At 70.7% G+C, this 23,493-nt stretch carries 17 protein-coding genes and 1 pseudogene; 9 read left to right on the top strand and 9 right to left on the bottom strand.

The genetic code is table 11. The annotated features are described in order from the left end of the window. Window positions 1-27: 27 nt before the first annotated feature. The 5 genes and pseudogenes from AB0G35_RS23630 (at window position 28) to AB0G35_RS23610 (ending at window position 9,421) form a co-directional block, all read left to right on the top strand. Window positions 28-497 (top strand): annotated as a pseudogene (locus tag AB0G35_RS23630) (DoxX family protein). A 219-nt stretch (window positions 498-716) separates the two neighbouring features. Then, window positions 717-3,728, top strand: coding sequence for an AAA family ATPase (locus AB0G35_RS23625; protein WP_360952818.1), 3,012 nt, complete (start codon window positions 717-719; stop codon window positions 3,726-3,728). 78 nt (window positions 3,729-3,806) lie between these two features. Continuing rightward, a complete protein-coding gene (locus AB0G35_RS23620; RefSeq protein ID WP_360952815.1) occupies window positions 3,807-7,697 on the top strand; it encodes a response regulator in 3,891 nt (1,296 codons plus the stop codon). Continuing rightward, on the top strand, window positions 7,687-8,262 hold the full coding sequence (locus tag AB0G35_RS23615; protein ID WP_360952812.1) for a response regulator: 576 nt from the start codon (window positions 7,687-7,689) through the stop codon (window positions 8,260-8,262). The genes AB0G35_RS23620 and AB0G35_RS23615 overlap by 11 nt, the downstream gene beginning before the upstream one ends. Before the next feature lie 586 nt (window positions 8,263-8,848). Then, window positions 8,849-9,421 carry an ATP-binding protein gene (locus tag AB0G35_RS23610; RefSeq protein ID WP_360952809.1) on the top strand — a complete coding sequence of 191 codons (573 nt, stop codon included), beginning with the start codon at window positions 8,849-8,851 and terminating at the stop codon, window positions 9,419-9,421. A 56-nt stretch (window positions 9,422-9,477) separates the two neighbouring features. Here AB0G35_RS23610 and AB0G35_RS23605 read toward each other — a convergent pair whose 3' ends face one another. The 3 genes from AB0G35_RS23605 to AB0G35_RS23595 all read right to left on the bottom strand — a co-directional run bounded on the left by AB0G35_RS23605 (window position 9,478) and on the right by AB0G35_RS23595 (window position 10,970). Continuing rightward, the gene (locus AB0G35_RS23605) at window positions 9,478-9,633 is read right to left on the bottom strand and encodes a hypothetical protein (protein ID WP_360952806.1); all 156 of its coding nucleotides are present in this window, start codon (window positions 9,631-9,633) and stop codon (window positions 9,478-9,480) included. Further along, the gene (locus tag AB0G35_RS23600; RefSeq protein WP_360952803.1) at window positions 9,626-9,982 is read right to left on the bottom strand and encodes a hypothetical protein; all 357 of its coding nucleotides are present in this window, start codon (window positions 9,980-9,982) and stop codon (window positions 9,626-9,628) included. Before AB0G35_RS23600 ends, AB0G35_RS23605 begins: the two co-directional genes overlap by 8 nt. 142 nt (window positions 9,983-10,124) lie before the next feature. Beyond that, window positions 10,125-10,970, bottom strand: coding sequence for an FAD-linked oxidase C-terminal domain-containing protein (locus AB0G35_RS23595; RefSeq protein WP_360952800.1), 846 nt, complete (start codon window positions 10,968-10,970; stop codon window positions 10,125-10,127). A gap of 275 nt (window positions 10,971-11,245) precedes the next feature. On the opposite strand from AB0G35_RS23595, the gene AB0G35_RS23590 reads away from it, so the two are divergent. After that, window positions 11,246-11,989, top strand: coding sequence for an FCD domain-containing protein (locus AB0G35_RS23590; protein WP_360952797.1), 744 nt, complete (start codon window positions 11,246-11,248; stop codon window positions 11,987-11,989). Between the two features lie 105 nt (window positions 11,990-12,094). On the opposite strand, the gene AB0G35_RS23585 is transcribed toward AB0G35_RS23590, so the two are convergent. Then, a complete protein-coding gene (locus AB0G35_RS23585; protein WP_360952794.1) occupies window positions 12,095-13,768 on the bottom strand; it encodes an L-lactate permease in 1,674 nt (557 codons plus the stop codon). A 196-nt stretch (window positions 13,769-13,964) separates the two neighbouring features. Here AB0G35_RS23585 and AB0G35_RS23580 point away from each other — a divergent pair, with 196 nt between their 5' ends. Genes AB0G35_RS23580 through AB0G35_RS23570 form a run of 3 tightly spaced genes read left to right on the top strand, consistent with a single transcriptional unit; the run spans window position 13,965 to window position 16,920 of the window. Next, window positions 13,965-14,738 carry a (Fe-S)-binding protein gene (locus AB0G35_RS23580; protein WP_360952791.1) on the top strand — a complete coding sequence of 258 codons (774 nt, stop codon included), beginning with the start codon at window positions 13,965-13,967 and terminating at the stop codon, window positions 14,736-14,738. Continuing rightward, window positions 14,735-16,288: a lactate utilization protein B gene (locus AB0G35_RS23575; protein ID WP_360952788.1), complete on the top strand. Its 1,554-nt coding sequence runs from the start codon at window positions 14,735-14,737 to the stop codon at window positions 16,286-16,288. Before AB0G35_RS23580 ends, AB0G35_RS23575 begins: the two co-directional genes overlap by 4 nt. Then, on the top strand, window positions 16,285-16,920 hold the full coding sequence (locus tag AB0G35_RS23570; RefSeq protein WP_360952785.1) for an LUD domain-containing protein: 636 nt from the start codon (window positions 16,285-16,287) through the stop codon (window positions 16,918-16,920). Before AB0G35_RS23575 ends, AB0G35_RS23570 begins: the two co-directional genes overlap by 4 nt. Window positions 16,921-17,145: 225 nt before the next feature. Here the strand turns inward: AB0G35_RS23570 and AB0G35_RS23565 are convergent, their stop codons facing one another. From AB0G35_RS23565 to glyA, 5 genes are read right to left on the bottom strand one after another with little or no spacing between them, the layout of a single operon-like run. Next, window positions 17,146-17,766 carry a sarcosine oxidase subunit gamma family protein gene (locus tag AB0G35_RS23565; RefSeq protein WP_360952782.1) on the bottom strand — a complete coding sequence of 207 codons (621 nt, stop codon included), beginning with the start codon at window positions 17,764-17,766 and terminating at the stop codon, window positions 17,146-17,148. Beyond that, complete coding sequence (locus tag AB0G35_RS23560; protein WP_360952779.1) at window positions 17,759-20,638, bottom strand: sarcosine oxidase subunit alpha family protein; 2,880 nt, start codon at window positions 20,636-20,638, stop codon at window positions 17,759-17,761. The genes AB0G35_RS23565 and AB0G35_RS23560 overlap by 8 nt, the downstream gene beginning before the upstream one ends. Beyond that, a complete protein-coding gene (locus tag AB0G35_RS23555) occupies window positions 20,635-20,931 on the bottom strand; it encodes a sarcosine oxidase subunit delta (RefSeq protein ID WP_360952776.1) in 297 nt (98 codons plus the stop codon). The genes AB0G35_RS23560 and AB0G35_RS23555 overlap by 4 nt, the downstream gene beginning before the upstream one ends. Window positions 20,932-20,941: 10 nt before the next feature. Further along, window positions 20,942-22,162, bottom strand: coding sequence for a sarcosine oxidase subunit beta family protein (locus AB0G35_RS23550; protein ID WP_360952773.1), 1,221 nt, complete (start codon window positions 22,160-22,162; stop codon window positions 20,942-20,944). Further along, on the bottom strand, window positions 22,159-23,469 hold the full coding sequence (glyA, locus tag AB0G35_RS23545; RefSeq protein WP_360952770.1) for a serine hydroxymethyltransferase: 1,311 nt from the start codon (window positions 23,467-23,469) through the stop codon (window positions 22,159-22,161). The genes AB0G35_RS23550 and glyA overlap by 4 nt, the downstream gene beginning before the upstream one ends. Between the last annotated feature and the right edge of the window lie 24 nt (window positions 23,470-23,493).

Raw genomic sequence — 23,493 nt, 5'->3', positions numbered from 1 at the left:
TCGACGACCAGCTCGTCCGGCCGGCTCATGTACCGCTCTGTCGCGTCCCCCGGGTCCAAGGCTGCCGGTCCCGTGCAATCACTGGTCCGCATCGTCGTCGGTTCCTCTTCGCCTGCCATGGCGCCGCGTCGCTGTTCGGGGTACTGGGCGGAGCCGTCGGAACGCATGGCGGAACGGTCCCGTTCGGCACCTGGCCGGGGTGGTGGGCAGCCGTCATCCAGCTGATCGGCGGGGTACTGGTGGCGCTCGGCCTGTTCACCCGGTCTGCAGCACTGATCTGCTCCGGTTCGATGGCGTACGCCTACTTCGCCGTGCACCAGCCGACCGGCCTGCTGCCGATCGAGAACAACGGTGAGCCGTCTGCTCTGTACGCCTGGATTTTCCTTCTGCTCGCCGCCTTCGGGCCGGGGCCGTGGGCGCTCGAACGGCTCCTGCCGACCGCCAAGCGGGAGTCGCAGCCCTCGGCCTTCGCCGACCGGGCCACGGCGAACGCGTAGCGGGGTCGGCCCGGTGCCGTGTGCCGGCGACTGCTGCGGGCGTGCGGCACCGTCCGCCTGATCGACACCCTCGTACGGTGGCGTCGGTGCCGGGCGCCGAGCCCGCTGCGGTGTGCGTCGGGTCGTTCGGCCGGCCCGCCGCATGCGAGGGCCGTCTCGACGGCTCTGCCGACCGGCCCCGGGAGTGCAGGCGCCGGGCCGCCGGTACGTTGGCGGCCGATGCCGGAAACCCGCCGAAGGGGCCGCGGCCGGCTCGCCCGGGAGGAGCACGGTCTGCCCGGCCCCTGGTCGCACCGGGACCACAGGACCTCCGGCACGGGCATCCCCGAGGTCCTGGCGCGCATACTGGGATGTATGCCGCATAGGGCCGGACTGTACGAGCGGAGCGGCGAGCTCAGGGCCTTGCGGACGGCGATAGACGCGACCCGTGGCGGCCATGGCGAAGCCGTGATGATCGAGGGTGCGCCCGGAATCGGAAAAACCAGTCTGCTGTCCGAAGCCAGGCGGATCGCGGCTTCCACCGGTTTTCAGGTGGCCAGCGCGCGGGGCGCGGAATTCGAGAGCGACTTCCCCTTCGGAGTGGTACGGCAGCTCTTCGAACCGCTCCTGGCAAGGATGACGATGGAAGAACGGCACCGCACCCTTTCCGGCACCGCAGGTCAGGCGGCGATCGTACTGAAAAGGGTGGTTCCCGAGCGCCCCCCGGGCGGGGATTTCGCCGTGCTGCACGGGTTGTACTGGCTGACCGCGGACCTCTGCGATGAGCAGCCCCTCATGATCGCGGTCGACGATCTGCACTGGGCGGACAGCGATTCGCTGAAGTTTCTCAATTATCTGATGCCGCGCCTCGAAGACATCTCGACGTGCGTGGTGGGCACGCTCAGACCATTTGAAGTGCATTCCCCGTCGCATATGCTCGATCAGATCGTCACCGCATCGCCCTCGGTACGCGTCTCTCCCACCAGGTTGAGTGCCGAAGCATCGGCATCACTCGTCATCAGTGAATTCGCGAAATCCGGGTCACCCGAACCGGAGGACGACGACTTCCTCTCCGCCTGCTGGTCCGCCACCGGCGGGAATCCCCTCCTGCTCAAGGAGCTCACCGAGGCACTCGCCGCCGAGCACGTCGAACCCACCGCCGCGCACATCCCCCAGGTCTACGCCCTGGGCCCGCGCGCGATCGCCCGGCGGGTGGCGATGTGGATGCGGCGCCTCCCCCAGAGCTGTGGGCCGCTGGCCTGCGCCATCGCGGTGCTCGGAGACGGTGCGGAGCTCAGCCATGCGGCGGAGCTGGCGGGGCTCGACCGGGACGAGGCACTTCAGGCGGCGAAGAGCCTCGAACACGCCGAGATCCTCCACACCACCGTGCCGTCGGACGTGATGAACCCCCGGTGGGGATTCGTGCATTCGCTGGTGCGTGCCGCCGTGTACGAGGAGATCTCTCCGGCCGATTGCCACCGCGCGCACCAGGCCGCCGCGCACCTGCTCCAGGACTCCCACGCCGAGATCGAGAGTGTCGCCCTGCACCTGCTGCGCACCGTTCCCTCCCGGGACGCCGAGACCGTGGCCCTGCTGTGGTCGGCGGCGCGGAGTGCCCTGGCCCGCGGCTCCCCGGAGACCGCGGCCAAGTATCTGCGCCGCGCCCTGGCCGAGCCCCCGCCGACCGGTGACCGGCTCGATCTTCTCTTCGCCCTCGGCAGCGCCATGCGGCGGGTGGACTGCGCGGCAGCCGTTCCGTATCTCACGGAGGCACACGAGCTGGCCGGGCCGTCCCGGCAGCGCGTCGAGATCGCGCTGGCGCTCGGCGATGCGCTGCTCGCGCTGCGTCGTGCCGAAGAGGCCCTGGCGATCTGGCAACAGGCCCTGGCCGATACGGCACCGCAGGACACCGAACTGCTCTATCAGCTGAACGCCTGCATCCTTTCGATCCCGCTCTACGAGCCCGGCCGGCCGGATCTGCGGAGGAACATCCTCGGCCGCGTTGCGGCTCTGCGCTCCCGCAAACCGGGCGGGAGCATGGGCGGCCGGTACCTGGACTGCGTCATCGCCGGGCACGACGCGGTGATCGGCGACCCGCGGGCGGTCGTCCGGGCGCAGCGCGCGCTCCACGACGTGCCGACCGGACCGTCCGACGGGCAGATGTCACTGTCCTTCGGCTGGCTGGCCCTGATCAGCGCCGACCGCAGGGAGGTCCTGGGCAGTCTGGACGCCGCGGTCGAGCAGGCGCACCGGCAGGGGTCGGTCAACGACCTGACCGGGGCCCTGGTCTACCGCGCGATGGCGTGGTTGTACCAGGGCAATCTCGACGAGGCCGCCGCGGACGCCTCGGACGCGAGGCACGCCGTCGACGCGTCCTCGCTGGATCTGCGCCGGCTGGTCCTCGGTCCCGTCCAGGCCGAGGTGCAGATCGAGCAGGGTGCGCTGTCGCGTGCGCAGGCCACACTGGAGTGGACCGGAGTTCCCGATCCCGCTCCGCTCACCGGGCTGATGTACTACGTGCTCTACAGCCGCTCCCACCTCCTGCGCCTTCAGGGCCGCACCGCGGAGGCCCTCAACGCGGCGCTGGCCGCGGGCGCGTCGTTCAGCGCGGCCGGCGGGGACAACCCCGCCATCGTCCCCTGGCGGTCGGAGGCCGCCCTGTGCCTGCATCTGCTCGGCCGGGACGAGGAGGCCAGGGCCATGGCCGACGCCGAGCTGAGACTGGCCCGTTACTGGAGCGCGCCCCGGGCTCTCGGCCGCGCGCTGCGCATCGTCGGCACGCTGAGCGAGGGCGACGCGGACGTCGGTCTGCTGCGCCAGGCCGTCACCCGTCTGAAGGGCTCTGCTGCTCGCCTGGAGTACGCCAAGGCCCTGGCGGACTACGGGGCGGCGCTGCGCCGGCACGGCGTACGGGGCCAGGCGCGGACCTTGCTCAGCGACGCCCTGGACGTCGCCGAGGCCCGTAACGCGGCGCCCCTCGTCCAGCAGATCCTGGACGAGCTGCATGTGGCCGGAATGCGCCCGCGGCGCCATGCGGTCACCGGTCTGCAGTCGTTGACACCGAGTGAGCAACGGGTCTACGACCTCGCCGTCGCCGGGCACACCAACCGGGAGATCGCGCAACGGCTGTTCGTCACGGCCAAGACCGTGGAGGTCCACCTGTCCAGCGTCTACCGGAAGCTCGGCGTCACCAGCCGACGCCAGCTCGGTCGGCTCTCGGAGCAGGCCCACGCGGCGGACGAACCGGAGTAACTCATGTCCGCCGTGCCCGGTGCGAAGCCGCCCCCGGCCCCGGACGGGCCGCAGGACGGAGTACGCAGCCACCGCAGAATGCGTTTCGCACCCAGGATCTGGCACAAGCTGCTGGCCATCTGCATCGCCCTCATGGTCCCCCTCGGGGTGGCCACGTTCTCCCTGGTCGACCAGCAGAACAGCAAGATCGACTTTGCGCGGACCGAGCTGAGCGGGGTCCAGTACCTGCGTCCGTTGAGTGCGTTGGTGCAGGACGTCTCCGACCGCCGGGCGCTGCTGCACCGCGGCATCACCGGAGAGTCCGTACCGAGGAGCCGCATCGCGGCAGCCGACCGTGCCGTCAACCGGGATTTCGCGGCACTCCTGCAGGTCGACCGGCGGCTGAGGGAGCCGCTGCGCACGACCGTCCCCGACCTCTCCTCCAAGGGGAAGAGCCGGCTGGCACCGACTGCTCTGCGCCGGGACTGGACGCGGCTGGCGTCGGCTCCCTCCGACGCCCGCGCCGACGTGCCGGGGTACAACCGGCTCGTCGGGAACCTGCTGGCGCTCGGTTCCTACGTCGGTGACACCTCGAAGCTGATTCTCGACCCCGACCTCGACACGTACTACACGATGGCCGGACTGTTGCTCCGCGAGCCGCAGATGATGAACCAGCTCTACCAGATGGCGGAGCGGGGTGACTCGATACTGGCCCAGGGCGACCGCTCCACCGGCAACCGGGTACGCATCGCCTACGACGCCACGGTGCTCAACCAGAATCTCCTCCAGCTCAACAGCGATCTGAACCGGGCGTTCGGGGCCACCTCGCACACCGGGCTCCGCCCCGCGATCCAGCCACTCCTGGCGGCGGCCACCTCATCGGCCCGCAAGGTGACCGGCACCGTGAACCGGCAGTTCACCGACAGCGGCCGGAGTACGCTCCCGCGGGCCGCCTGGGACGCCCAGGCCACCGGCGCCCTCCGGGCGCACGCGCACCTGTGGAAGGCCCTGTTCGACCAGGAAGACCACATGCTGAACGCCCGCCTGGACACCTTGCACGACCGCAACCTGCGGGTCCTGGCCGGCATCGCCGCAGTCCTCGCCGTGATCATCGTGGTGGCCGCGCTGCTCTCCCGCCGTATCACCGGCAATGTGGCGGCCGTGGTGGACGCCGCGCGAGCTCTGGCCGCAGGGGATCTGACGCGCCGCGCGACGGTACGCAGCCGCGATGAGATCGGCGTGATGGCCACCGCCTTCAACGCCATGGCCGGGAGGCTCCAGGAGAGCTACTCCGCCGTCGAGGAGGAGGTCCGCCAGCGCACCGCGGAGCTGAACCAGAAGACCGAGTCGCTCAGCCTCCTCCAGCACGTGGCTGCCGCTGCCAACGAGGCCGACAGCTGGGAGGACGCGGTGCAGACGATCCTGGATCTGGTGTGCGGGCACATGGGGTGGCCGGTCGGCCACGTCCACGTCGTCGCGTCCACGTCCGGCTCGGGCTCCCCCACCGGCTCGGGGTCCCCCACCGGCCGCCCCGGTCCGGAGCCGGAGTTCACCACGTCGCCGGTCCGGCACGTCGAGGAGCGAAGACTGCGGGTGCCGCTGGCCGACTTCGCCGCGGCAGCCGGACTGTACGAGCCGAAGGGTCTGCCCGCCACGGTGTGCGCCACCGGCCGCCCCGCCTGGATACGTGACATCACCGCGGGGGCTGCCGGGCCTCGCCCGACGGCGCCCGGTGTCACCGAGAGTGCCGGGGTGACCGGCAGGATCGCCGTCCCGGTCGTCATCGGGAAGGACGTCGCGGCGGTCCTGGACTTCCTGACGCCCGAGGCCATGGAGCCGAACGACGCCTTGCTGCGGCTGCTGCTCAACGTCAGCACCCAGCTCGGACGGGTGCTGGAACGGTCCCGCGCCGCCGCTGAGCTCCAGGCCTCCAAGGAGGCGGCAGAGGTCGCCACCCAGGCGAAGAGCGCGTTCCTCGCGACGATGAGTCATGAGATCCGCACGCCGATGAACGCGGTGATCGGCATGACCGAAATTCTGCTGGACACCCCACTCGATGCCGAGCAGGCCGAATTTGCGCATGTCATCCAGAACAGTGGCAACAGCCTGCTCACCATCATCAACGACATCCTCGACTTCTCCAAGTTCGAGGCTGGAAAATTCGATCTCCGCCTTGCGCCGCTACAGCTTCGACACTGCGTGGAATCAGCCTTCGACTTCGTCACGCCGATGGCTGCCGAGAAGCCGGACCTCGACCTGGCGTACATCATCGACCCGGAACTTCCGGAAGAAATCATCGGAGATGTCGACCGGCTGCGCCAGATCCTCATCAATCTGCTCAACAACGCCGTCAAATTCACGGAAACCGGTGAAGTGGTCCTCAGGGTCGCGTTGGCCGACGCGGAGCCGGGATCTTTCCCGGAGTCCTCGAAAAAGCGCCGCCCGCCGGCTTCCGAGGACAGGGACGGCATCATCCGCCTCCACTTCTCCGTCTGCGACACCGGCATCGGGATGGCCGCGGACCGCCTGGGTCAGCTGTTCCGGCCGTTCGAGCAGCTCGACACGTCCACCACCCGGCGTTTCGGCGGAACGGGACTCGGACTCGCCATCAGCAAGCGGCTGGCCGAGCTGATGGGAGGCACGATGTGGGTCGAGAGCGAACTGAACGTGGGGTCGACCTTCCACTTCACCGTGGAAACACGGGAAGTTCCCGAAGCGATGCGTTCCAGCCAGGTGGTCTCCCGTATCGAGCTCCGAGGAAAACACCTGCTGGCGGTGGACGACAAATCCACCAACCGGATGATTCTCACCCACCAGGCGAGCGCCTGGGGAATGGTGGTACGCGCCACCGGATCCCCCCGGGAGGCCCTCGAATGGGTCCGGCAAGGCGATCCGTTCGACATCGGAATTCTGGATATGCAGATGCCGGACATGGACGGCGTCATGCTCGCGGAAGAAATCCGCCGCTACCGGAGCAAAGAGGAGCTGCCCTTGTACCTGCTGACTTCCGTGGGCCGTCCCATGGCGAGCCGGGAGAGCCTGGCGGCATTCTCCGGGTACCACACCAAACCCATCCGGGCGGCCGAACTCTACGCGGACCTCTGCCGGACACTGCTCGGCGTCACGGTGCCCGCCGAATCGTCCCGCACGGCGCAGCGGCCGGAGGTGAAGGAGGGCCGCCGCACTCCCCTGCGCATCCTTCTGGCCGAGGACAACCTGGTGAACCAGCAGCTGATGGTGCGGATGGTCCGGAAGTTCGGTCACTCGGTGGATACCGTCGGCAACGGAGCCGAAGCGCTGGAGTCACTGCAGCACACGCGGTACGACGTGGTCCTCATGGACGTACAGATGCCGGTGTTGGACGGCTTGGACGCCTCCCGGCGGATCCACCAGACTCTGTCCGCCGCGGAACGGCCGTACATCATCGCCCTCACCGCCAATGCGACGAGCGAGGACCGCGACGCCTGCCTGGCCGCCGGGATGGACGACTACCTCAGAAAGCCGCTGCGCGGCGTCGATCTCGCCGAGGCCCTCGACCGGGTGCCCCTCGGCCCCTCCGCGCGGCGTCCGAAGACGGCGCGGCCCGAGCCGGCGGCCGGTGCCGTGGACGGCGCCGGCGACGAGGCGTCGGCCCCGCCCGTCCTCGACAAACCCACCTTCGAGCGCCTGGTCGGCTCCTTCGGCAAGGAATTCGTCAGCCGGCTCATCGATACCTTCCTGGAGGACTCCCCCCACCTGCTCGAAAGCCTTCGGCGCAACCTCGACCAGGGGGACGGAAGCGCCTTCCGCAGAGCGGCCCACACGCTCAAGTCCCACGCGAACACCTTTGGATTCCCGCGTCTGGTCGGGCCGTGCCAGGACGCGGAGGACATCGGCGCCAGTGGGGATCCCCGCGCGGCAGAACCGCTGGTGACCCGCATCGAAGAGGAGTACCGCGAGGCGAGAGACGGGCTCGTCGCCCAGAGAGCGGAGCTTGGCCATGACCGATAGCAACGCCGTGCCGGACAGAACCGAAAGGAAGGGACGCATCTTGGTCGTGGACGACGACCGCACGAACCGCATGATGCTCACCTACCGCCTGGAAATGGCCGGGCTTGAGACCGCGACGTCCGAGAACGGGCTGGAGGCTCTGCGGATGCTGCGGGAGAGCGACTTCGATGTGGTGCTGCTCGACATCCTCATGCCCGGGATGGACGGCTACGCGACGCTCGATCTGATGAAACATGATCAGCAACTCAGCCGCACCCCCGTGATCATGATGTCCGCCGTGGGTGAGCTGGACAGTGTCGTCCGCTGCCTGGAAATGGGCGCCGAGGACTACCTGCCGAAGCCCCTGGACCACCTCCTGCTGACCTCCAGGGTCAACAACATCCTGCTGAAGATCCGGCTTGAGCAGGTGGAAAAGGCGCTCGCCGAGCTCACCGAGGCCGTGCAGGCCATGGCCGGCGGTACGCTCCCGGCCGGGGCCCTGGACCGGGTCGCCGGGCAAACCGACTCGGTCGGCCGGCTGGCACGACAGCTTCAGCAACTCGCGGCCGTGACGTCGGAACGGTAGGCGCACGGCACCTGGGAGCCGGACCGCCACACCGAGTAACCGCTGCTCTTCCCAAGCAACCCGCGCCGGCAGGACGGGGCCACACCGGTTCAGCCCGTCTCTCCCGCTCCTCCGCCACCCCCACCCCGTCTCCTCAGCCACCCCACCCCGCCGTCCCGCGCCCGGCGCCTGTTTAGGGGTTGTGTTAGGGGGTTCCCCTAACGACTGCCCCAGGGCACCGGGTGCACGGTGAAGGCATACGTCAACTCCCCGACACGGCCGACGGCACGGAAAGAGATGGGGTGGACGTGATGACCCGGGTCGTTGTTCCCACACCACGGCCCGCTCGGGTGCCCCACCGGAAGCCCGCACCGCCTCCTGCCCCCACCGGCCGCCCACGGTCCCGGAGAGAAGCGAGGGCAGACAGATGTTCCCGAAACCGGAATCGCCCCCGAACACGTTCCGACAGCCCCCGGCGGGCGCAGATCTGGTGCCGTACGTCTTTTCCTGGCCCGGGCCCCACACCAGTCCTCCCGCATGGCGGCCCCCGCCCCTGCCGTTCCAGCCTCCTGCTGCGGCGGATCCCGTTCGACTGGACCGCAACGTCATGAGTACCGTCATTCGCAACCGTTGTGTCGCCGCACGTGAGGGCGTACTGCTCCCGCTGTGCCGTCTGCTGTGGCGGAAGGCGGCGACCGCTGCCGCGCGGCTTGCTCAGCTGGCCCGGCAGCTGAGGACACACAGCAAAGTGGTCTCGCAGCCGCTCGACCCGCATGTGCGCGCCGTGCCGCAAGCCCGGCGGATCATCCGGACCGAGCTGGTCCGATGGGGGCTGCCCGAGCATGTCGAAATCGCCGAACTCCTGGTGAGCGAGCTGGTCACCAATGCACTCCAGCACGCCCGGGGCCCCCTCCGACTCCGGATGTCCCACTCCCCCGTGTACCGGACGCTGCGCTGCGACATCGCCGACGGCTCCCCCTCTGCTCCGCCCGCTCCTCGTCGACCCGCCCGCGCCGACGAGGAGCACGGCCGAGGGCTGCACCTGGTCGACCAGCTCTCGACCCGCTGGGGCGCACGGCGCACCGCCGCCGGGAAGACCGTCTGGTTCGAACTGCACACCTCCGGCCGCAGGGCCCGTCCGCGACGAAAGCCGCAACCGGGAGGTGATCCACCCGACTGACGCCCGCCGGCAGCGCGTGCGTGTGGCTGCTGCGATCAGTCGTCGGATAGGTCGGATCAGGGGGCGACGCGGCCCTTGCTGCGCATGGCGGCGCGGACGCGTTCCTCGGCGAGGCCGCGGCCGGCGAGGTGCGGGGTGGTGGTGCGGCGCCGGGCTTCTTCGACGATCTTTTCGGGCCCCCAGTCGTCGACGAGGGACAGTGCGTCAGTCACAGTGCGTATTCCTTGTCTGCTGGTGAAAAGAGCTGGTGGACCGGGGCTGCGGGGGCAGGGCACGGGCGATGAGCTCGGCGAGGTGCATGCCGGTGCGGTCGGTCTGCTGGGTGATCTGGGTGCGGCAGCTGAAGCCGTCTGCGAGGACGACGGTGTCCGGTGCTGCCGCTCGAACGGCGGGCAGCAGGACCTGTTCGCCGGCGGCGACGGATACGGCGTAGTGGCCGCGTTCGAAGCCGAAGTTGCCCGCCAGGCCGCAGCAGCCGGAGTTCAGCATGCTGTTGTCGGCGCCCATGGCGTGCAGGAGCTCGCTGTCGGCGGTGAAGCCGCGGTGGCGTGCTGGTGGCATTGGGTCTGGCTGATGGAGCGGGCGCCGATGTGCGGAGGCTGCCAGTCGGGGGTGCGGTGGAGGAGGAGTTCGGCGAGGGTGCGGGCGGACCGGAGTGGACCAGCGGCGATGGCGCCGTCCAGGAGTTCCGGCAGATCGTTCTTCAATGCCGCGGTGCAGCTCGGTTCCAGGCCCACGACCGGTATGCCCGCGCGCATGGCCGGTGCGAGCGCGGTGGCGGTGCGACGGGCCATCCGGTGGGCGATGCCCAGTTGTCCGGTGGTATGCCTCCCAGTCGCTTGATCGTCGGTGCGAGGCGGGACGCCGTGAGGGCGTTGATCAGCCGGGGCATGCGGGCAGCGATGCGGGAGTGGAGGGGCAGCCAGCCCATGGAGTAGTGGGAGGCGGGCCGGAGCCGTCCCTTGGAGTGGTGGTGCAGAAACTCCGACTGGCCGTCGCCGTGCTCTCCGGAGAGGGAGCCACCGTGTGCAGTGACGAGTTCGGCGGCTTCGGTGACGAAGGCGCGGAAGACGGCAGTGCCGTGTTCGGTGGTGAAGTCGAAGGTGATGCGTACGTGCAGGCAGCCCTCGCCGAAGTGCCCGTAGACGGCTCCCTGCAGCTGATGACGGCTGAGCAGTTCGGTGAACCGGCGCAGGTAGGAGCCGAGTTGGTCGGGCGGTACCGCTGCGTCCTCCCATCCGGGCCATGCCTCGGATCCTCCCCCGGCCCCGGGGGGCTGGGAGGTGCCCCCGGGCAGGCGGGTGTCCAGACCGGCTCCGTCTTCGCGGATCCGCCACAGTTGCCGGGCCCGTACGGGATCGGTGACGCTCTCATATCCGGTGAACCCCGCGGTCCGTCCGGCTGCAATCCCTTCGACGACACGACCCTGGTCGGCCCGCTCGTCTCCACCACCGCGCTCGACGCCATGCACCGTGCCCTCAGCCGCGTCCAGGCCCAGGCCGGCACGATCCTGGCCGGTGGGAACCGGCGCCTGGCCGAGGGTACTCACGACACCCTCGACGAGGCGATCGCGCTGCACCAGGGGGGGCAGCTTCCTCTGATCAGTCCCCTCGCTACCGGTGAAGGCCCCGCCGGGGTGGGATGCCGATCCCCGAGATCCCACCCCGGCCGGGCCTGATCCATAACCGCCCAGGAGTCCTTCCCGTCCGATCGCGCCGCTGACCACTCCTGCCGCCCGGGTGCCGGCCAGCGCACCGTTTTGGTCGGACCACATGCGATGTGTGACATAGTCGTGCCCAAAGGGTTACGGGAGGGAAGTGCGTCATGGCCGTCGAGTGGGAGCCCGTCCGGCAGTCCCGCACCCACGAATTGGTGCTCGCGAGCATCGAGGCGCGGGTGCTGGCCGGTGAGCTCAAGGCCGGTGACCGGTTGCCACCCGAGCGGGAGCTGGCGCCGGTGCTCGGTGTCAGCCGGTCCGCGCTGCGCGAGGCGCTGCGCGTGCTGGAGACGATCGGCGTGCTGGTCGCCCAGCCCGGTCGCGGACCTGACGCTGGTGCGCGGATCGTGCGGCACCCCGACGACGCGCTCGGCCGGCTGCTCCGCCTGCACTTCGCGCTGGGCAGCTACAGCCTGGAGGACGTGCTGGAGGCGCGGGTCACGCTGGAGCGGTCCAGCTTCCAGACCGCCGCCGGCCACGCCTCGGCGGAGGACCTGGAGGAGGCGGAGGCCCTCGTGTGGAGGATGCGGGCGCCCGGCATCGAGGTCGCGGAGTTCAACGATCTCGACACCCGGTTCCACGTGCTGATCGCCCGGAGCTCCGGCAACCGGCTGACGTCCACCCTCACCTCGGCCGTGCGCGAGTCCGTGCGTCCGCTGATTCTGCGGGCCCTGGAGACGGTCGAGGACTGGCCGGCCGCAGCGGCCACCCTGAACGACCAGCACGCGGAGCTGCTGCGTCTGGTCCGGGTCGGCAAGGGTGCGGAGGCTGCCGATCTGGTGGAGGAGCACATCCGCGGATTCCACGGCACGCTGGTGGACGACACCAAGCCGGAGCACGAGGGGGAATAGCGCGGCGGGAGGCGCTGCCACCGCGCAGGGTGGACACGCAGGGAAGCGGTGCGTGCGGGAGGAGCGGGGCGAGCCGCCTCGCTCCTCCCCCCGTGTCAGGTGCTCCTACGGCAGCATCCAGGACAGGGCCGGCAGCGACTGCAGGTAGACCAGCAGTCCCAGCGCTGCGAGCATCGCGACGCTGTAGGCGACGACCTTGCGCAGCAGGGTCCGTTCGGAGCCGGGCTGTCCCACCGCGGTCGCCGCGATGGTCAGGTTCTGCGGGCTGACCAGCTTGCCGACCACCCCGCCGGAGGTGTTCGCGGCCACCAGGAGGGTCGGGTCGATGCCCGCGCTCTTGCCCGCGGTCTGCTGGAGAGTGGCGAACAGGGCGTTCGCCGAGGTGTCAGAGCCGGTGACGGCGGTGCCGAGCCAGCCGAGAGCCGGCGAGAGCAGGGCGAAGATGGCGCCGACCGTGGCGAGCCAGGTGCCGATCGCGACCGTCTGGCCGGACTGGCTCATGACGTAGCTCAGTGCCAGCACCGTGGCGACCGTGGCTATGGCCGTGCGCATGTTCGTGACGGTGCGCCCCGCGGCGAGCAGTGCGGTGCGGGCGGACATCGGGAACCGGTCGACGTCGCTCGCGAGGCTGTAGACGAGCGTCACCAGAAGGCCGGAGGCGATCAGCAGGGTGCCCGGGTTGCCGAGTACCTCCAGCTTGTAGACGGCGCTGGCGGCCGGAGAGCCGTCGCCGGCCAGCAGATTGCCGTACAGGCCGGGCCACTGGAACTCGATCTTGACTGCGCCGAGCAGTGCGGGGACGTCGAGCCCGCCGATCCGGAGCTTGGCCAGCGCGAAGACTGCGATCACCAGGAGGTACGGCAGGACGGCCAGGCTCACCCGGCGCGGGGTCAGCGGCTCCGGATCGACCTGGGAACGCTGGTCGTCGGCGGTCTTCGGCGTCCAGAACCGCAGCATGACGACCGCGGCCGCGAACCCGGCCAGCGCGGAGACCACGTCGGTGAGTTCGTAGGCGAAGTGCGACGCGCACCAGAACTGGGCCACGGCGAAGACGAGTCCGGTGACCAGGGCGATGGGCCACAGCTGCCGGAAACCGCGCACCCCGTCGACGAGGAAGAGCAGCAGCATCGGGACGAAGAGGGCAAGCAGCGGCGTCTGCCGGCCGACCACCGCGGCGATGTCCTCGGGCGGGATGCCGGTGAGGTTGCCGGCCGTGGTGACGGGGATGGCCATGGCACCGAAGGCGACCGGTGCGGTGTTGGCGACCAGGACGGTCATGGCCGCCTTGAGCTTGGGCAGGCCGATCGCCATCAGCATCGCGGCGGTGATGGCGACGGGCGCGCCGAATCCGGCCAGGGCCTCAAGCAGGCCGCCGAAGCAGAAGGCGATGAGCATCGCCTGGATGCGCAGATCGCCGCGGCCGATCGCGCTGAAGGAGCGGCGCAGGTCACCGAACCGGTTGCTGACGACGGTGAGTTCGTAGAACCAGAGGGCGGCGACGACGATCAGCATCACCGGGAACAGGCCGAAGAACATGCCTTGGGTGGCGGACAGGACGCCGAGCCCTACCGGCATCCCGTAGCCCAGCACCGCGGTCAGCAGCGCGGTGGCCAAGGCACCGAGTGCTGACTGGAGCGCGGAGCGCTTGGCCGCCATCAGCAGCAGGAAGAAGACCGCGAGGGGCACGAGACCGAGCAGGGCGGTGGCGGTGAGGCTCCCCCCGACGGCGGTCACGTCGGGGGTGTAAGCCGCGAGGACGGCCGGATGCGCTGTCAACAAGTGCGTGCTCCTTCGTGAGTGCGGGTGCTGCGGGGGCCGCCGCCGTCGGTGTCCCGTCCCGCCGGCCATGCCCGTGGTGCTGCCGAAGCGGCATCAGTAGGTCACCGATGACCTCACATGTCAATAAGGTCGGACCAAAGTGTGGCCAAGAAAAGGGTCGGTGCCTACTATGGTCAGACCTAACTAGGGAGGCTCCATGCGCGTCGGACTCTTCGCCACCTGTCTGGGAGACACACTGTTCCCGGACGCGGTGAAGGCGACCGCGGTGCTGCTCGCCAGGCTGGGCCACGACGTGGTGTTCCCGCCGGAGCAGACCTGTTGCGGTCAGATGCACATCAACACCGGCTACCAGCGCGAACCGGTCCCGTTGGTGCGGGCCTTCACCGAGCAGTTCGGGGACTCGTCGCTCGACGCGGTGGTCATGCCGTCCGGATCCTGCGCGGGCTCGGTGCGCCACCAGCACGAGATCGTGGCCGAGCGGTACGGGGACGCGGCGCTCCGCGCCGGGGTCGCCACCGTCAAGGCCAAGACCTACGAGTTGTCGGAGTTCCTCGTCGACGTGCTCGGCGCGACCGACGTCGGAGCCTGGTTCCCGCACCGGGTGACCTACCACCCGACCTGCCACTCGCTGCGGATGCTGCGAGTGGGCGACAAGCCGCTGAGGCTGCTGCGCGCGGTCGCCGGCATCGACCTGGTGGAGCTGCCGCAGGCCGACGCGTGCTGCGGCTTCGGCGGCACGTTCGCGGTCAAGAACGCGGACACGTCCACTGCCATGCTCCGGGACAAGATGCACGACGTGCTGTCCACCGGCGCGGACGTGTGCACGGCCGGCGACTCCTCCTGCCTGATGCACATCGGCGGCGGCCTGTCCCGCATCGAGGCCGGGACCCGCACCCTGCACCTGGCGCAGATCCTCGCCTCCACCCGCACCTCGCCCTGCCTGCTCCCGCAACCGGAGGCCGCCCGATGAGCCGCACCTTCCTCGGCATGCCCACAGCCCCACCCCGCTCCCCCTACGGGACCGGCAATCTGCGCGGCGACCGGAAGTTCCCCGAGGCCGCCCACGACGAGCTGCGCAACGAGCAGCTGCGCGGCAACCTCCGCAAGGCCACCCACGCCATCCGCGCCAAGCGGCTCGCCGTCACCGGGGAACTGCCCGACTGGGAGCGGCTGCGCGATGCGGGCTCGGCGATCAAGACGGAGACCATGAACCGGCTGCCCGAGTTGCTCGAACGGCTGGAGCGGAAGGTCACCGAGCACGGCGGCACGGTCCACTGGGCGCGCGACGGCGTCGAGGCCAACGAGATCGTCACCCGCCTGGTCCAGGAGACCGGCAGCGACGAGGTCATCAAGGTCAAATCGATGGCCACCCAGGAGATCGGCCTCAACGAGCACCTCGCCACCCGCGGCATCACGGCGTACGAGACGGACCTCGCCGAGCTGATCGTGCAGCTCGCCGACGACAAGCCGTCGCACATCCTGGTCCCGGCGATCCACCGCAACCGCCATGAGGTCAGGGACATCTTCCGCACGGCCATCCCCGGCGTCGACCCCGATCTCGACTCCGTACCGGCCCATTTGGCGGCCGCGGCCCGGGCGTATCTGCGCCAGAAGTTCATGACGGTCCCGGTCGCCGTCTCCGGCGCCAACTTCGGCATCGCCGAGACCGGCACCCTGTCGGTGGTCGAGTCCGAGGGCAACGGCCGCATGTGCCTGACCATGCCCGACACCCTGATCACCGTCATGGGCATCGAGAAGGTGCTGCCGCGTTACCAGGACCTGGAAGTCTTCCTGCAGCTGCTGCCGCGCTCCTCGACCGGTGAGCGGATGAACCCGTACACCTCGATGTGGACCGGGGTGACCCCGGGCGACGGCCCGCAGGCGTTCCACCTGGTGCTCCTCGACAACGGGCGCACCGCGGCGCTCGCCGACCGGATCGGGCGCGAGGCGCTCCACTGCATCCGCTGCTCCGCCTGCCTCAACGTCTGCCCGGTGTACGAGCGGGCCGGCGGTCATGCCTACGGATCGACCTACCCCGGCCCCATCGGCGCGGTGCTCACCCCGCAGCTCGCCGGGATGGACGCCGCGAAGAACGACCCGAACAGCTCGCTGCCGTACGCCTCCAGCCTGTGCGGCGCCTGCTTCGACGCCTGCCCCGTGAAGATCGACATCCCGTCGCTCCTGGTCGAACTGCGGCACCAGCACACCGAACAGGCCGGCACCACAGGGGAGAAGCTGGCGATGAAGGCCGCGGCAGCCGTCATGAAGCGGCCCGGACTGTTCACCGCCGTGCAGAAGGCCGCCGGACCCGGCGGCAGGCTGGTGGCCGCACGGGACCGGAAGATCACGCGGCTCCCCGCGCCCTTTGACGGCTGGACCGACAGCCGGGACATCCCGGCCCCACCCAGGCAGACCTTCCGCTCCTGGCTGGCGTCCAAGGAGGGCGAAGCCGCCCTGCGGGCCGCCGGCGACGAGGGTGCCCGGCAGGGAAACGACTCCCACGAGGAGGAGAACCGGTGACCGCTACCGCACGTGAGACGGTGCTCGGACGCGTCCGGGACGCCCTCGCCCTCTCCGGCCCGGCGGGGGTGACGGTCCCCCGCGAGTACCGCACCGGCCGTGCTCTGCCCGACGACGAACGGCTCGCCCTCTTCGTGGACCGGCTGACCGACTACAAGGCGCACGTGCGCACGTGCACCGCCGACCGCACCCCGGAGGTGATCGCCGAAGCGCTGCGGGAGCGCGGCGCGCGCAGGACCGGGGCGCCCGCCGGCCTCGACGCGGCCTGGCTCGCCGCCTACGACGGCGAGGTCCAGTGGGACTCCGCGGACATCCCGGCCCACCAACTCGGCGAGCTGGACGGGGTGGTGACCGCCTCCGCGGTCAGTTCCGCGGAGACCGGCACGATCTTCCTGGACGGCTCCCCCGATCAGGGCCGGCGCGCGCTGTCCCTCGTCCCCGACCTGCACGTCTGCGTCGTCGACCTGTCGTCGGTGGTGGCCGGCGTGCCGGAGGCGGTCGCCCGGCTGGTACCGGAGCGCCCGACGACGCTGATCAGCGGGCCGTCGGCCACGTCCGACATCGAGCTGGAGCGCGTCGAGGGGGTGCACGGCCCACGCACCCTGGTGGTGGTGATCCGCACCGACGCATGAGCCGGGCCACGGGCCCCGCCCAACGGCAGGGAACCGGACCGCGCCTCCATAAGGGAGAAGCGGTAAGCGCATGCGGCCCCTGCCTCACCGCCTTGAAGGGCAACGGTGGCTGCCGTTGAGGCGGCGGCCGTCGCTGCGGTGAGCCTCCGTCCGCATCGGCCCACCGTGTGACAGGAGGAGGGCCGATGCCGACGGAGTGCAGGTCGAAGGTGCTGAAGCCCCTCATCAGGGCACCTGCGGGCCCCGGTACTCGCTCATCGCGTCGATGAACCAGCGGGCCAGGTAGTCGGCGAACGAGGAGCGCGGGAAGAGCCGGTAGGTGGGCGTGTCGTCGACCTGCCAGAGCAGCACCGGGACAGGCCCGACCGTGGTCGAGATCGCCTGACCGGGCCGGAAGCCACGGGGGTGCAGGTCCAACGGGCAGCCCTTTTCGAGCACCTGACGAGCGGCCGGGCCGCTCAGCTCCAGCGTGGTGCGGTTCGCCGAGACGTCGACGACCGAGCCCGGGTCGCCGTCCAGGGCCTCGCGCAACTCGGCGGTCACGGCGGCCGCATCGGCCTGGGACAGCACGAGCCACTCGTCCGGCCCGAGCCAGACGGCCGTGTGGGGCACGGACGCGCTGGTGTGGCCGCACCGGCGTGGGAGCGGCGCGCCCAGGGTCTTCGCGATGCGGTCGGCCGCTTCGGAGGCGGGGTCGACGCGCAGGTTCACCATGGTGAGGAACGGCCACTCGGTCAGCGTGACGCCGCGGGCTCCGGTGACGGAGGCGGCGCGCATCCGCGCCTCCAGGTGTGCCAGGGGGCTGGTGCGCAGTACCGCGGGGCCCGACTGGGTCGGCTCAGCCATCTCGCTTGGTCCCTTCGGGGTCGTAGAGGACGGAGTCGGTCACCTCGACGGGCACCAGGTCCTCGCCCACCGGGGCGAGCAGGGTCTGGCCGATCCTTGCCCGCCCGTCGGCGACGAGCGCGAGGGCGAAGGGACGGCCGAGGGCCGGGCTGTGGTAGCTGGAGGTGACATGGCCGAGCATCGGCACGGGCACCGTCTCCAGGGTGACGTCGGGCGCGACGAGTTGGGTGCCCTCGGGCAGCCGGGTGGTGCGGTCGCTCGGCAGCAGACCGACCAGCTGCTTGCGGTCGGTGCGGGAGGTGTCGGCACGGGCGTGGGACCGCTTGCCGATGAAGTCCTTCCGCTGGGAGACCACCCAGGACATTCCCGCGTCCTGCGGGGTGACCGTGCCGTCGGTGTCCTGGCCGACGATGAGGTAGCCCTTCTCGGCCCGCAGGACGTGCATGGTCTCGGTGCCGTACGGGGTGATGCCGTACGGCCGGCCGATCGCGTACACCTCCTCCCAGACGGCGAGGCCGTACCACGCGGAGACGTTGATCTCGTAGGCGAGTTCGCCGGAGAAGGAGATCCGGCAGATGCGGGCCGGGATGCCGGAGGCCAGGGTGGTCTCGCGGAAGGCCATGAAGGGGAACGCCTCGGCGGACAGGTCGAGGTCGGGCGCGAGGGGGGCGACGACCTCGCGCGACCGGGGTCCGACGACGGCGATCGTCGCCCACTGCTCGGTCACCGAGGTGCAGTGCACGTCGAGTTCGGGCCACTCGGTCTGCAGCCACTCCTCCAGCCAGTCCAGGACGCCCGCGGCGCCGCCGGTCGTGGTGGTCATGAAGTAGCGGTCGTCGTCGAGGCGGAGCGTCACACCGTCGTCGAAGATCATGCCGTCGGGCTTGCACATCACGCCGTAGCGGGCCATGCCGGGCTTGAGCTTCTTGAAGGCGTTGGTGTAGATGCGGTTGAGGAACTCGCCCGCGTCCGCGCCCCAGACTTCGATCTTGCCGAGGGTGGAGGCGTCCATGAACGCCACTCCCTCGCGGGCGGCGCGGCACTCGCGGGCCACGGCCGTGTCCCTGTCCTCACCGGGCTGCGGGTAGTACCAGGGGCGCTTCCACTGCCCGACGTCCTCGAACGCGGCGCCCTGCGCCACATGCCAGCTGTGGAGGGAGGTCGTCCGCTCCGGGTCGAACAGCTCGCCGCGCTCCCGCCCGGCCAGGGCGGCGAAGGCCACCGGCGTGTACGGCGCCCGGTAGGCCGTGGTGCCGATCTCCCCGGGTGAGGCGCCCGCGCCGAGGGCCTCGGCGATGACACCGATCGCGTTGACGCCGGAGGTCTTGCCCTGGTCGTTCGCGGTGCCGAGCGAGGTGTAGCGCTTGACGTGCTCGACGCCGCGCAGGCCGGCACCGGTGGAGCGCCAGACGTCGGCGACGGTGACGTCGCGCTGGAGGTCGACGAAGTGGGTGTCCCAGGTGCCGGGTTCGCCGTCGGGGGCGGGCACCAGCCACAGTGCGCGGACGGGGCCCGGACCGGTCGGTCCGGGCGCGGGCGGCGGTACGGCGACCGGGAACCCGGCATCCGTGGCGGCTCGCGCACCGGCCCGCGCCCCTTCGGACAGACAGCCGTCGAGGTCGTAGGTCCCGCGGGCCGCACCGACGACCTGCTGGTCCCGTACGGTGCCGTCGGGCACGAACGCGACCAGGTCCTCGTCCCAGCGCAGCCGTCCCTGGCGCTGGCTGTGCAGATGCACCACCGGGCTCCAGCCGCCCGAGACGGCGAGCAGGTCGCAGTCGAACGACCGGGGCGCACCGGTGAGTTGACCGTCGGGGTCGAGGGCGTGGACGGTGACGCCGGTGAGCCGGCCGTCCCCGGTGGTGTCGACCACCGCGCTGCCCGTCAGCACCGGCACCCCGGTGGCCGCGGCGACCTCGGCGGCCCGCTGGGACGGCTCGGGGCGCGCGTCCACGACGGCGGCGATGGCGATGCCGGCGGCGTGCAGATCGGCGACGGTGTCGTAGGCGCTGTCGTTGGTCGCGCTCACCACGGCCCGCGAACCGGGTGCGACCGCGTACCGGTTGAGGTAGGTGCGCACGGCCCCGGCGAGCATCACGCCGGGCCGGTCGTTGCCCGCGAAGACCAGCGGACGCTCGTGCGCGCCGGTCGCGAGGACCACCTGGCGGGCCCGAATGTGCCACAGCCGCTGGCGCGAGACACCCTCGGGAACGGCGGTTCCCAGGTGGTCGGTTCGCCGCTGGAGTGCCAGCACGTAATTGTCGTCGTACGACCCGAAGGCCGTGGTGCGCTCCAGTACGACCGCCTCGGGAGCGGCGTCGAGTGCCGCGCGGACCTCGGCGACCCACTCCAGGGCGCTCCGCCCGCCGGCCCTTTCGGCGCGACCGGAGAGCAGCGAACCGCCGCATTCGGGCTGGTCGTCGACGAGGAGCACGCGGGCGCCGGAGCCTGCGGCAGCGGCGGCGGCCGCGAGCCCGGCCGGTCCGGCGCCGACGACCAGGACGTCGGTGTGGACGTACTTCTTGTCGTAGACGGCGGGGTCGGGGGTGGGGTCGAGTCGGCCCTTCCCGGAGAGGGTCCGGGCGGACAGGCCGTCGTACAGCTCCATCGTCGTCGCCGGCAGCATGCCCTCCGAGCAGGGGCCTTCGATCTCCAGCAGGGCGTTGGGCTCCTCGACGCCGGCGGCGACGATGCCGCGCGGGCGACCGCGGTAGAGCGACGGGGCGGCCTCGACGAGGCCGTTCGCCAGCATCGCCGAGGCGACGGTGTCTCCGGGGTGCCCGGTCAGTTCCCGTCCGTCGACGGTCAACCGCAGCACGGTGCCGCGGTCGACGCGGCCGCCCTGCGGCAGCCGGAAGTGCTGGTCGGTCATCGGTTCCCTCCGGCCTGGGGCAGTTCGGGGCGGGGTTGGTCGAGCCGGTAGGCGGCGAGCACCTCGTAGGTCTCGGTGTCGCGCAGGACGTTGAACCAGCGGCGGCAGCCGGTGCTGTGCACCCACCGCTCGGCGAAGGGGCCCTTGGGGTTGTCGCGGTAGAAGACGTACTCGGCCCACTGCCGGTCGGAGAGTTCCGCGGGGTTCTCCGGGTAGGGCACGTGGGCCTGTCCCCCGTAGTGGTACTCGTTCTCGTCGCGGGGGCCGCACCACGGGCAGGTGATCAGCAGCACCGGGTCCTCCTCAGTGGGCCACGGCGGCGGCGCCGTGTTCGTCGATCAAGGCGCCCGTCACGAACCGTTCGAGGGCGAAGGGGGCGTTCAGGGGGTGGGCCTCGCCGGTGGCGATGGTGTGGGCGAAGGTCCAGCCGGCGGCCGGGGTGGCCTTGAACCCGCCGGTCCCCCAGCCGCAGTTGACGTAGAGGTTCTCGACGGGGGTGGTGCTGATGATCGGGGAGGCGTCCGGGGTGACGTCCACGATGCCGCCCCAGGTCCGCAGCACGTGCGCGCGGGCGAAGAGGGGGAACAGCTCGACGGCGGCGGCCATCTGCTGCTCGATCACGTGGAAGGAGCCGCGCTGGCCGTAGCCGTTGTAGGCGTCGACGCCCGCTCCCATCACCAGCTCGCCCTTGTGGGCCTGGGAGACGTAGACGTGGACGTGGTTCGACATGACGACGGTGGGGTGGACCGGCTCGTGCAGTTCGGAGACCAGTGCCTGGAGCGGGTGCGACTGCACCGGCAGCCGTACGCCCGCCCGCTCGGCCAGCACGCTGCTGTGCCCGGCCGCCGCGAGGCCGACCCGGCCGGCGTGGATGCGGCCGCGGTTGGTCTCGACGCCCACGACCCGGTCGCCGTCCTTGACGAAACCGGTGGCCTCGCAGCCCTGGATCAGGTCCACGCCCATCTGGTCCGCGCGGCGGGCCAGCGCCCAGGCGACGTGATCGTGCTTGGCGATGCCGGCCCGCGGCTGGAAGGTGGCGCCGAGGACCGGGTACCGGGTGCGCGACGAGACGTTGAGGATGGGGCAGACCTCGGCGACCTCGTCCGGCTCCAGCCATTCGGCGTCCACGCCGTTCAAGCGGTTGGCGTTGACGCGGCGCACGCCCTCGCGGACGTCCTGGAGGGTGTGCGCGAGGTTGAGGACGCCGCGCTGGCTGAAGAGGAAGTCGTAGTCCAGCTCCTGTGGGAGGCGCTCCCACAGTTTGAGGGCGTGCTCGTAGATGGCCGCGCTTTCGTCCCAGAGGTAGTTGGAGCGGATGATCGTGGTGTTGCGGGCCATGTTGCCGCCGGCCAGCCAGCCCTTTTCGAGGACGGCGACGTTGGTGATGCCGTGGTTCTGGGCGAGGTAGTAGGCGGTGGCCAGGCCGTGGCCGCCCGCGCCGACGATGACGACGTCGTACGAGGAGCGCGGCTCGGGGTTGCGCCAGAGGAAGTCGGGGTGTTCCGGCAGCGGCTCGGCCGTCATGCCGCGCCTCCGATCAGGTGGGGGTAGAGGGGGAACGCGGCGGCGAGCTTCGCCACGCGGTCACGCAGCCGGCCCGTGCACTCGTCGTCGAGCCGCTCGTCCTTCAGGGCCAGGGCGATGATGTCGGCCACCTCCCTGAAGTCCGCTTCGCCGAAGCCCCGGGTGGCCAGGGCCGGGGTGCCGATCCGCAGACCCGAGGAGACCATCGGCGGGCGCGGGTCGAACGGCACCGCGTTGCGGTTGACGGTGATGTCGATGCGGTGCAGCCGGTCCTCGGCCTGCTTGCCGTCGAGGGCGGACCTGCGCAGGTCGACGAGGACCAGGTGGACCTCGGTGCCGCCGGTCAGCACCGTGATCCCGGCTTCGGCCACATCGTCGGCCAGCAGCCGTCCGGCGAGAATGCGGGCGCCGTCCAGGGTGCGCTGCTGGCGCTCCTTGAACTCCTGGCTCGCCGCCACCTTGAAGGCCACCGCCTTGGCCGCGACGACGTGCTCCAGCGGGCCGCCCTGCTGGCCCGGGAAGACCGCGGAGTTGATCTTTTTGGCCAGGTCGGCGCGGCTGAGGATCACTCCGCCGCGCGGGCCGCCGAGGGTCTTGTGCGTCGTGGTCGTGACGACGTCGGCGTACGGGACCGGGCTCGGGTGCAGGCCCGCGGCGACCAGGCCGGCGAAGTGCGCCATGTCCACCATCAGGTAGGCGCCCACCTTGTCGGCGATGCGCCGGAACGCGGCGAAGTCGAGGCGGCGGGGGTAGGCCGACCAGCCGGCGACGATCATCTTGGGCCGATGGGCGAGGGCCAACTGCTCAACCATGTCCATGTCGATGCGCATATCGGACTCGCGCACGTGGTACGGCACGACGCGGTACAGCTTGCCGGAGTAGTTGAGGCGCATGCCGTGGGTGAGGTGCCCGCCGTGCGCCAGGTCGAGGCCGAGGATCGTGTCGCCGGGCTGGAGCAGTGCGGACATCGCGGCGGCGTTGGCCTGGGCGCCCGAGTGGGGCTGCACGTTGGCGGCCTCGGCGCCGAAGAGGTCCTTCACCCGGGCGAGGGCCAACTGCTCGATGACGTCGACGTGTTCACAGCCGCCGTAGTACCGGCGGCCCGGGTAGCCCTCGGCGTACTTGTTGGTCAGGACCGAACCCTGGGCCTCCATGACGGCGGCCGGGGCGAAGTTCTCCGACGCGATCATTTCGAGCGTCGACCGCTGGCGGCGAAGCTCGGCGTTCACCGCGTCGGCGACATCCGGGTCGAGCTCGCCCAGTGAGCGGGAGAGGGGGGAGATCGTGGTCGAGGGGGTGGTTGCCATCTGCACACCGTCCTGAGAGACGAC

The sequence above is a fragment of the Streptomyces sp. NPDC021749 genome (assembly GCF_040640655.1).
GTDB lineage: Bacteria > Actinomycetota > Actinomycetes > Streptomycetales > Streptomycetaceae > Streptomyces.
Note: the sequence above shows the minus strand (reverse complement) of the source record. Positions and strands in the feature narration are given on the sequence as shown.

Coding starts and splice junctions, on each gene's coding strand:
- AB0G35_RS23625 (WP_360952818.1), top strand. CDS start 717: ATGCCGGAAACCCGCCGAAGGGGCCGCGGCCGGCTCGCCCGGGAGGAG.
- AB0G35_RS23620 (WP_360952815.1), top strand. CDS start 3,807: ATGCGTTTCGCACCCAGGATCTGGCACAAGCTGCTGGCCATCTGCATC.
- AB0G35_RS23615 (WP_360952812.1), top strand. CDS start 7,687: ATGACCGATAGCAACGCCGTGCCGGACAGAACCGAAAGGAAGGGACGC.
- AB0G35_RS23610 (WP_360952809.1), top strand. CDS start 8,849: ATGAGTACCGTCATTCGCAACCGTTGTGTCGCCGCACGTGAGGGCGTA.
- AB0G35_RS23600 (WP_360952803.1), bottom strand. CDS start 9,982: ATGCCACCAGCACGCCACCGCGGCTTCACCGCCGACAGCGAGCTCCTG.
- AB0G35_RS23590 (WP_360952797.1), top strand. CDS start 11,246: ATGGCCGTCGAGTGGGAGCCCGTCCGGCAGTCCCGCACCCACGAATTG.
- AB0G35_RS23580 (WP_360952791.1), top strand. CDS start 13,965: ATGCGCGTCGGACTCTTCGCCACCTGTCTGGGAGACACACTGTTCCCG.
- AB0G35_RS23575 (WP_360952788.1), top strand. CDS start 14,735: ATGAGCCGCACCTTCCTCGGCATGCCCACAGCCCCACCCCGCTCCCCC.
- AB0G35_RS23565 (WP_360952782.1), bottom strand. CDS start 17,766: ATGGCTGAGCCGACCCAGTCGGGCCCCGCGGTACTGCGCACCAGCCCC.
- AB0G35_RS23560 (WP_360952779.1), bottom strand. CDS start 20,638: ATGACCGACCAGCACTTCCGGCTGCCGCAGGGCGGCCGCGTCGACCGC.
- AB0G35_RS23550 (WP_360952773.1), bottom strand. CDS start 22,162: ATGACGGCCGAGCCGCTGCCGGAACACCCCGACTTCCTCTGGCGCAAC.
- glyA (WP_360952770.1), bottom strand. CDS start 23,469: ATGGCAACCACCCCCTCGACCACGATCTCCCCCCTCTCCCGCTCACTG.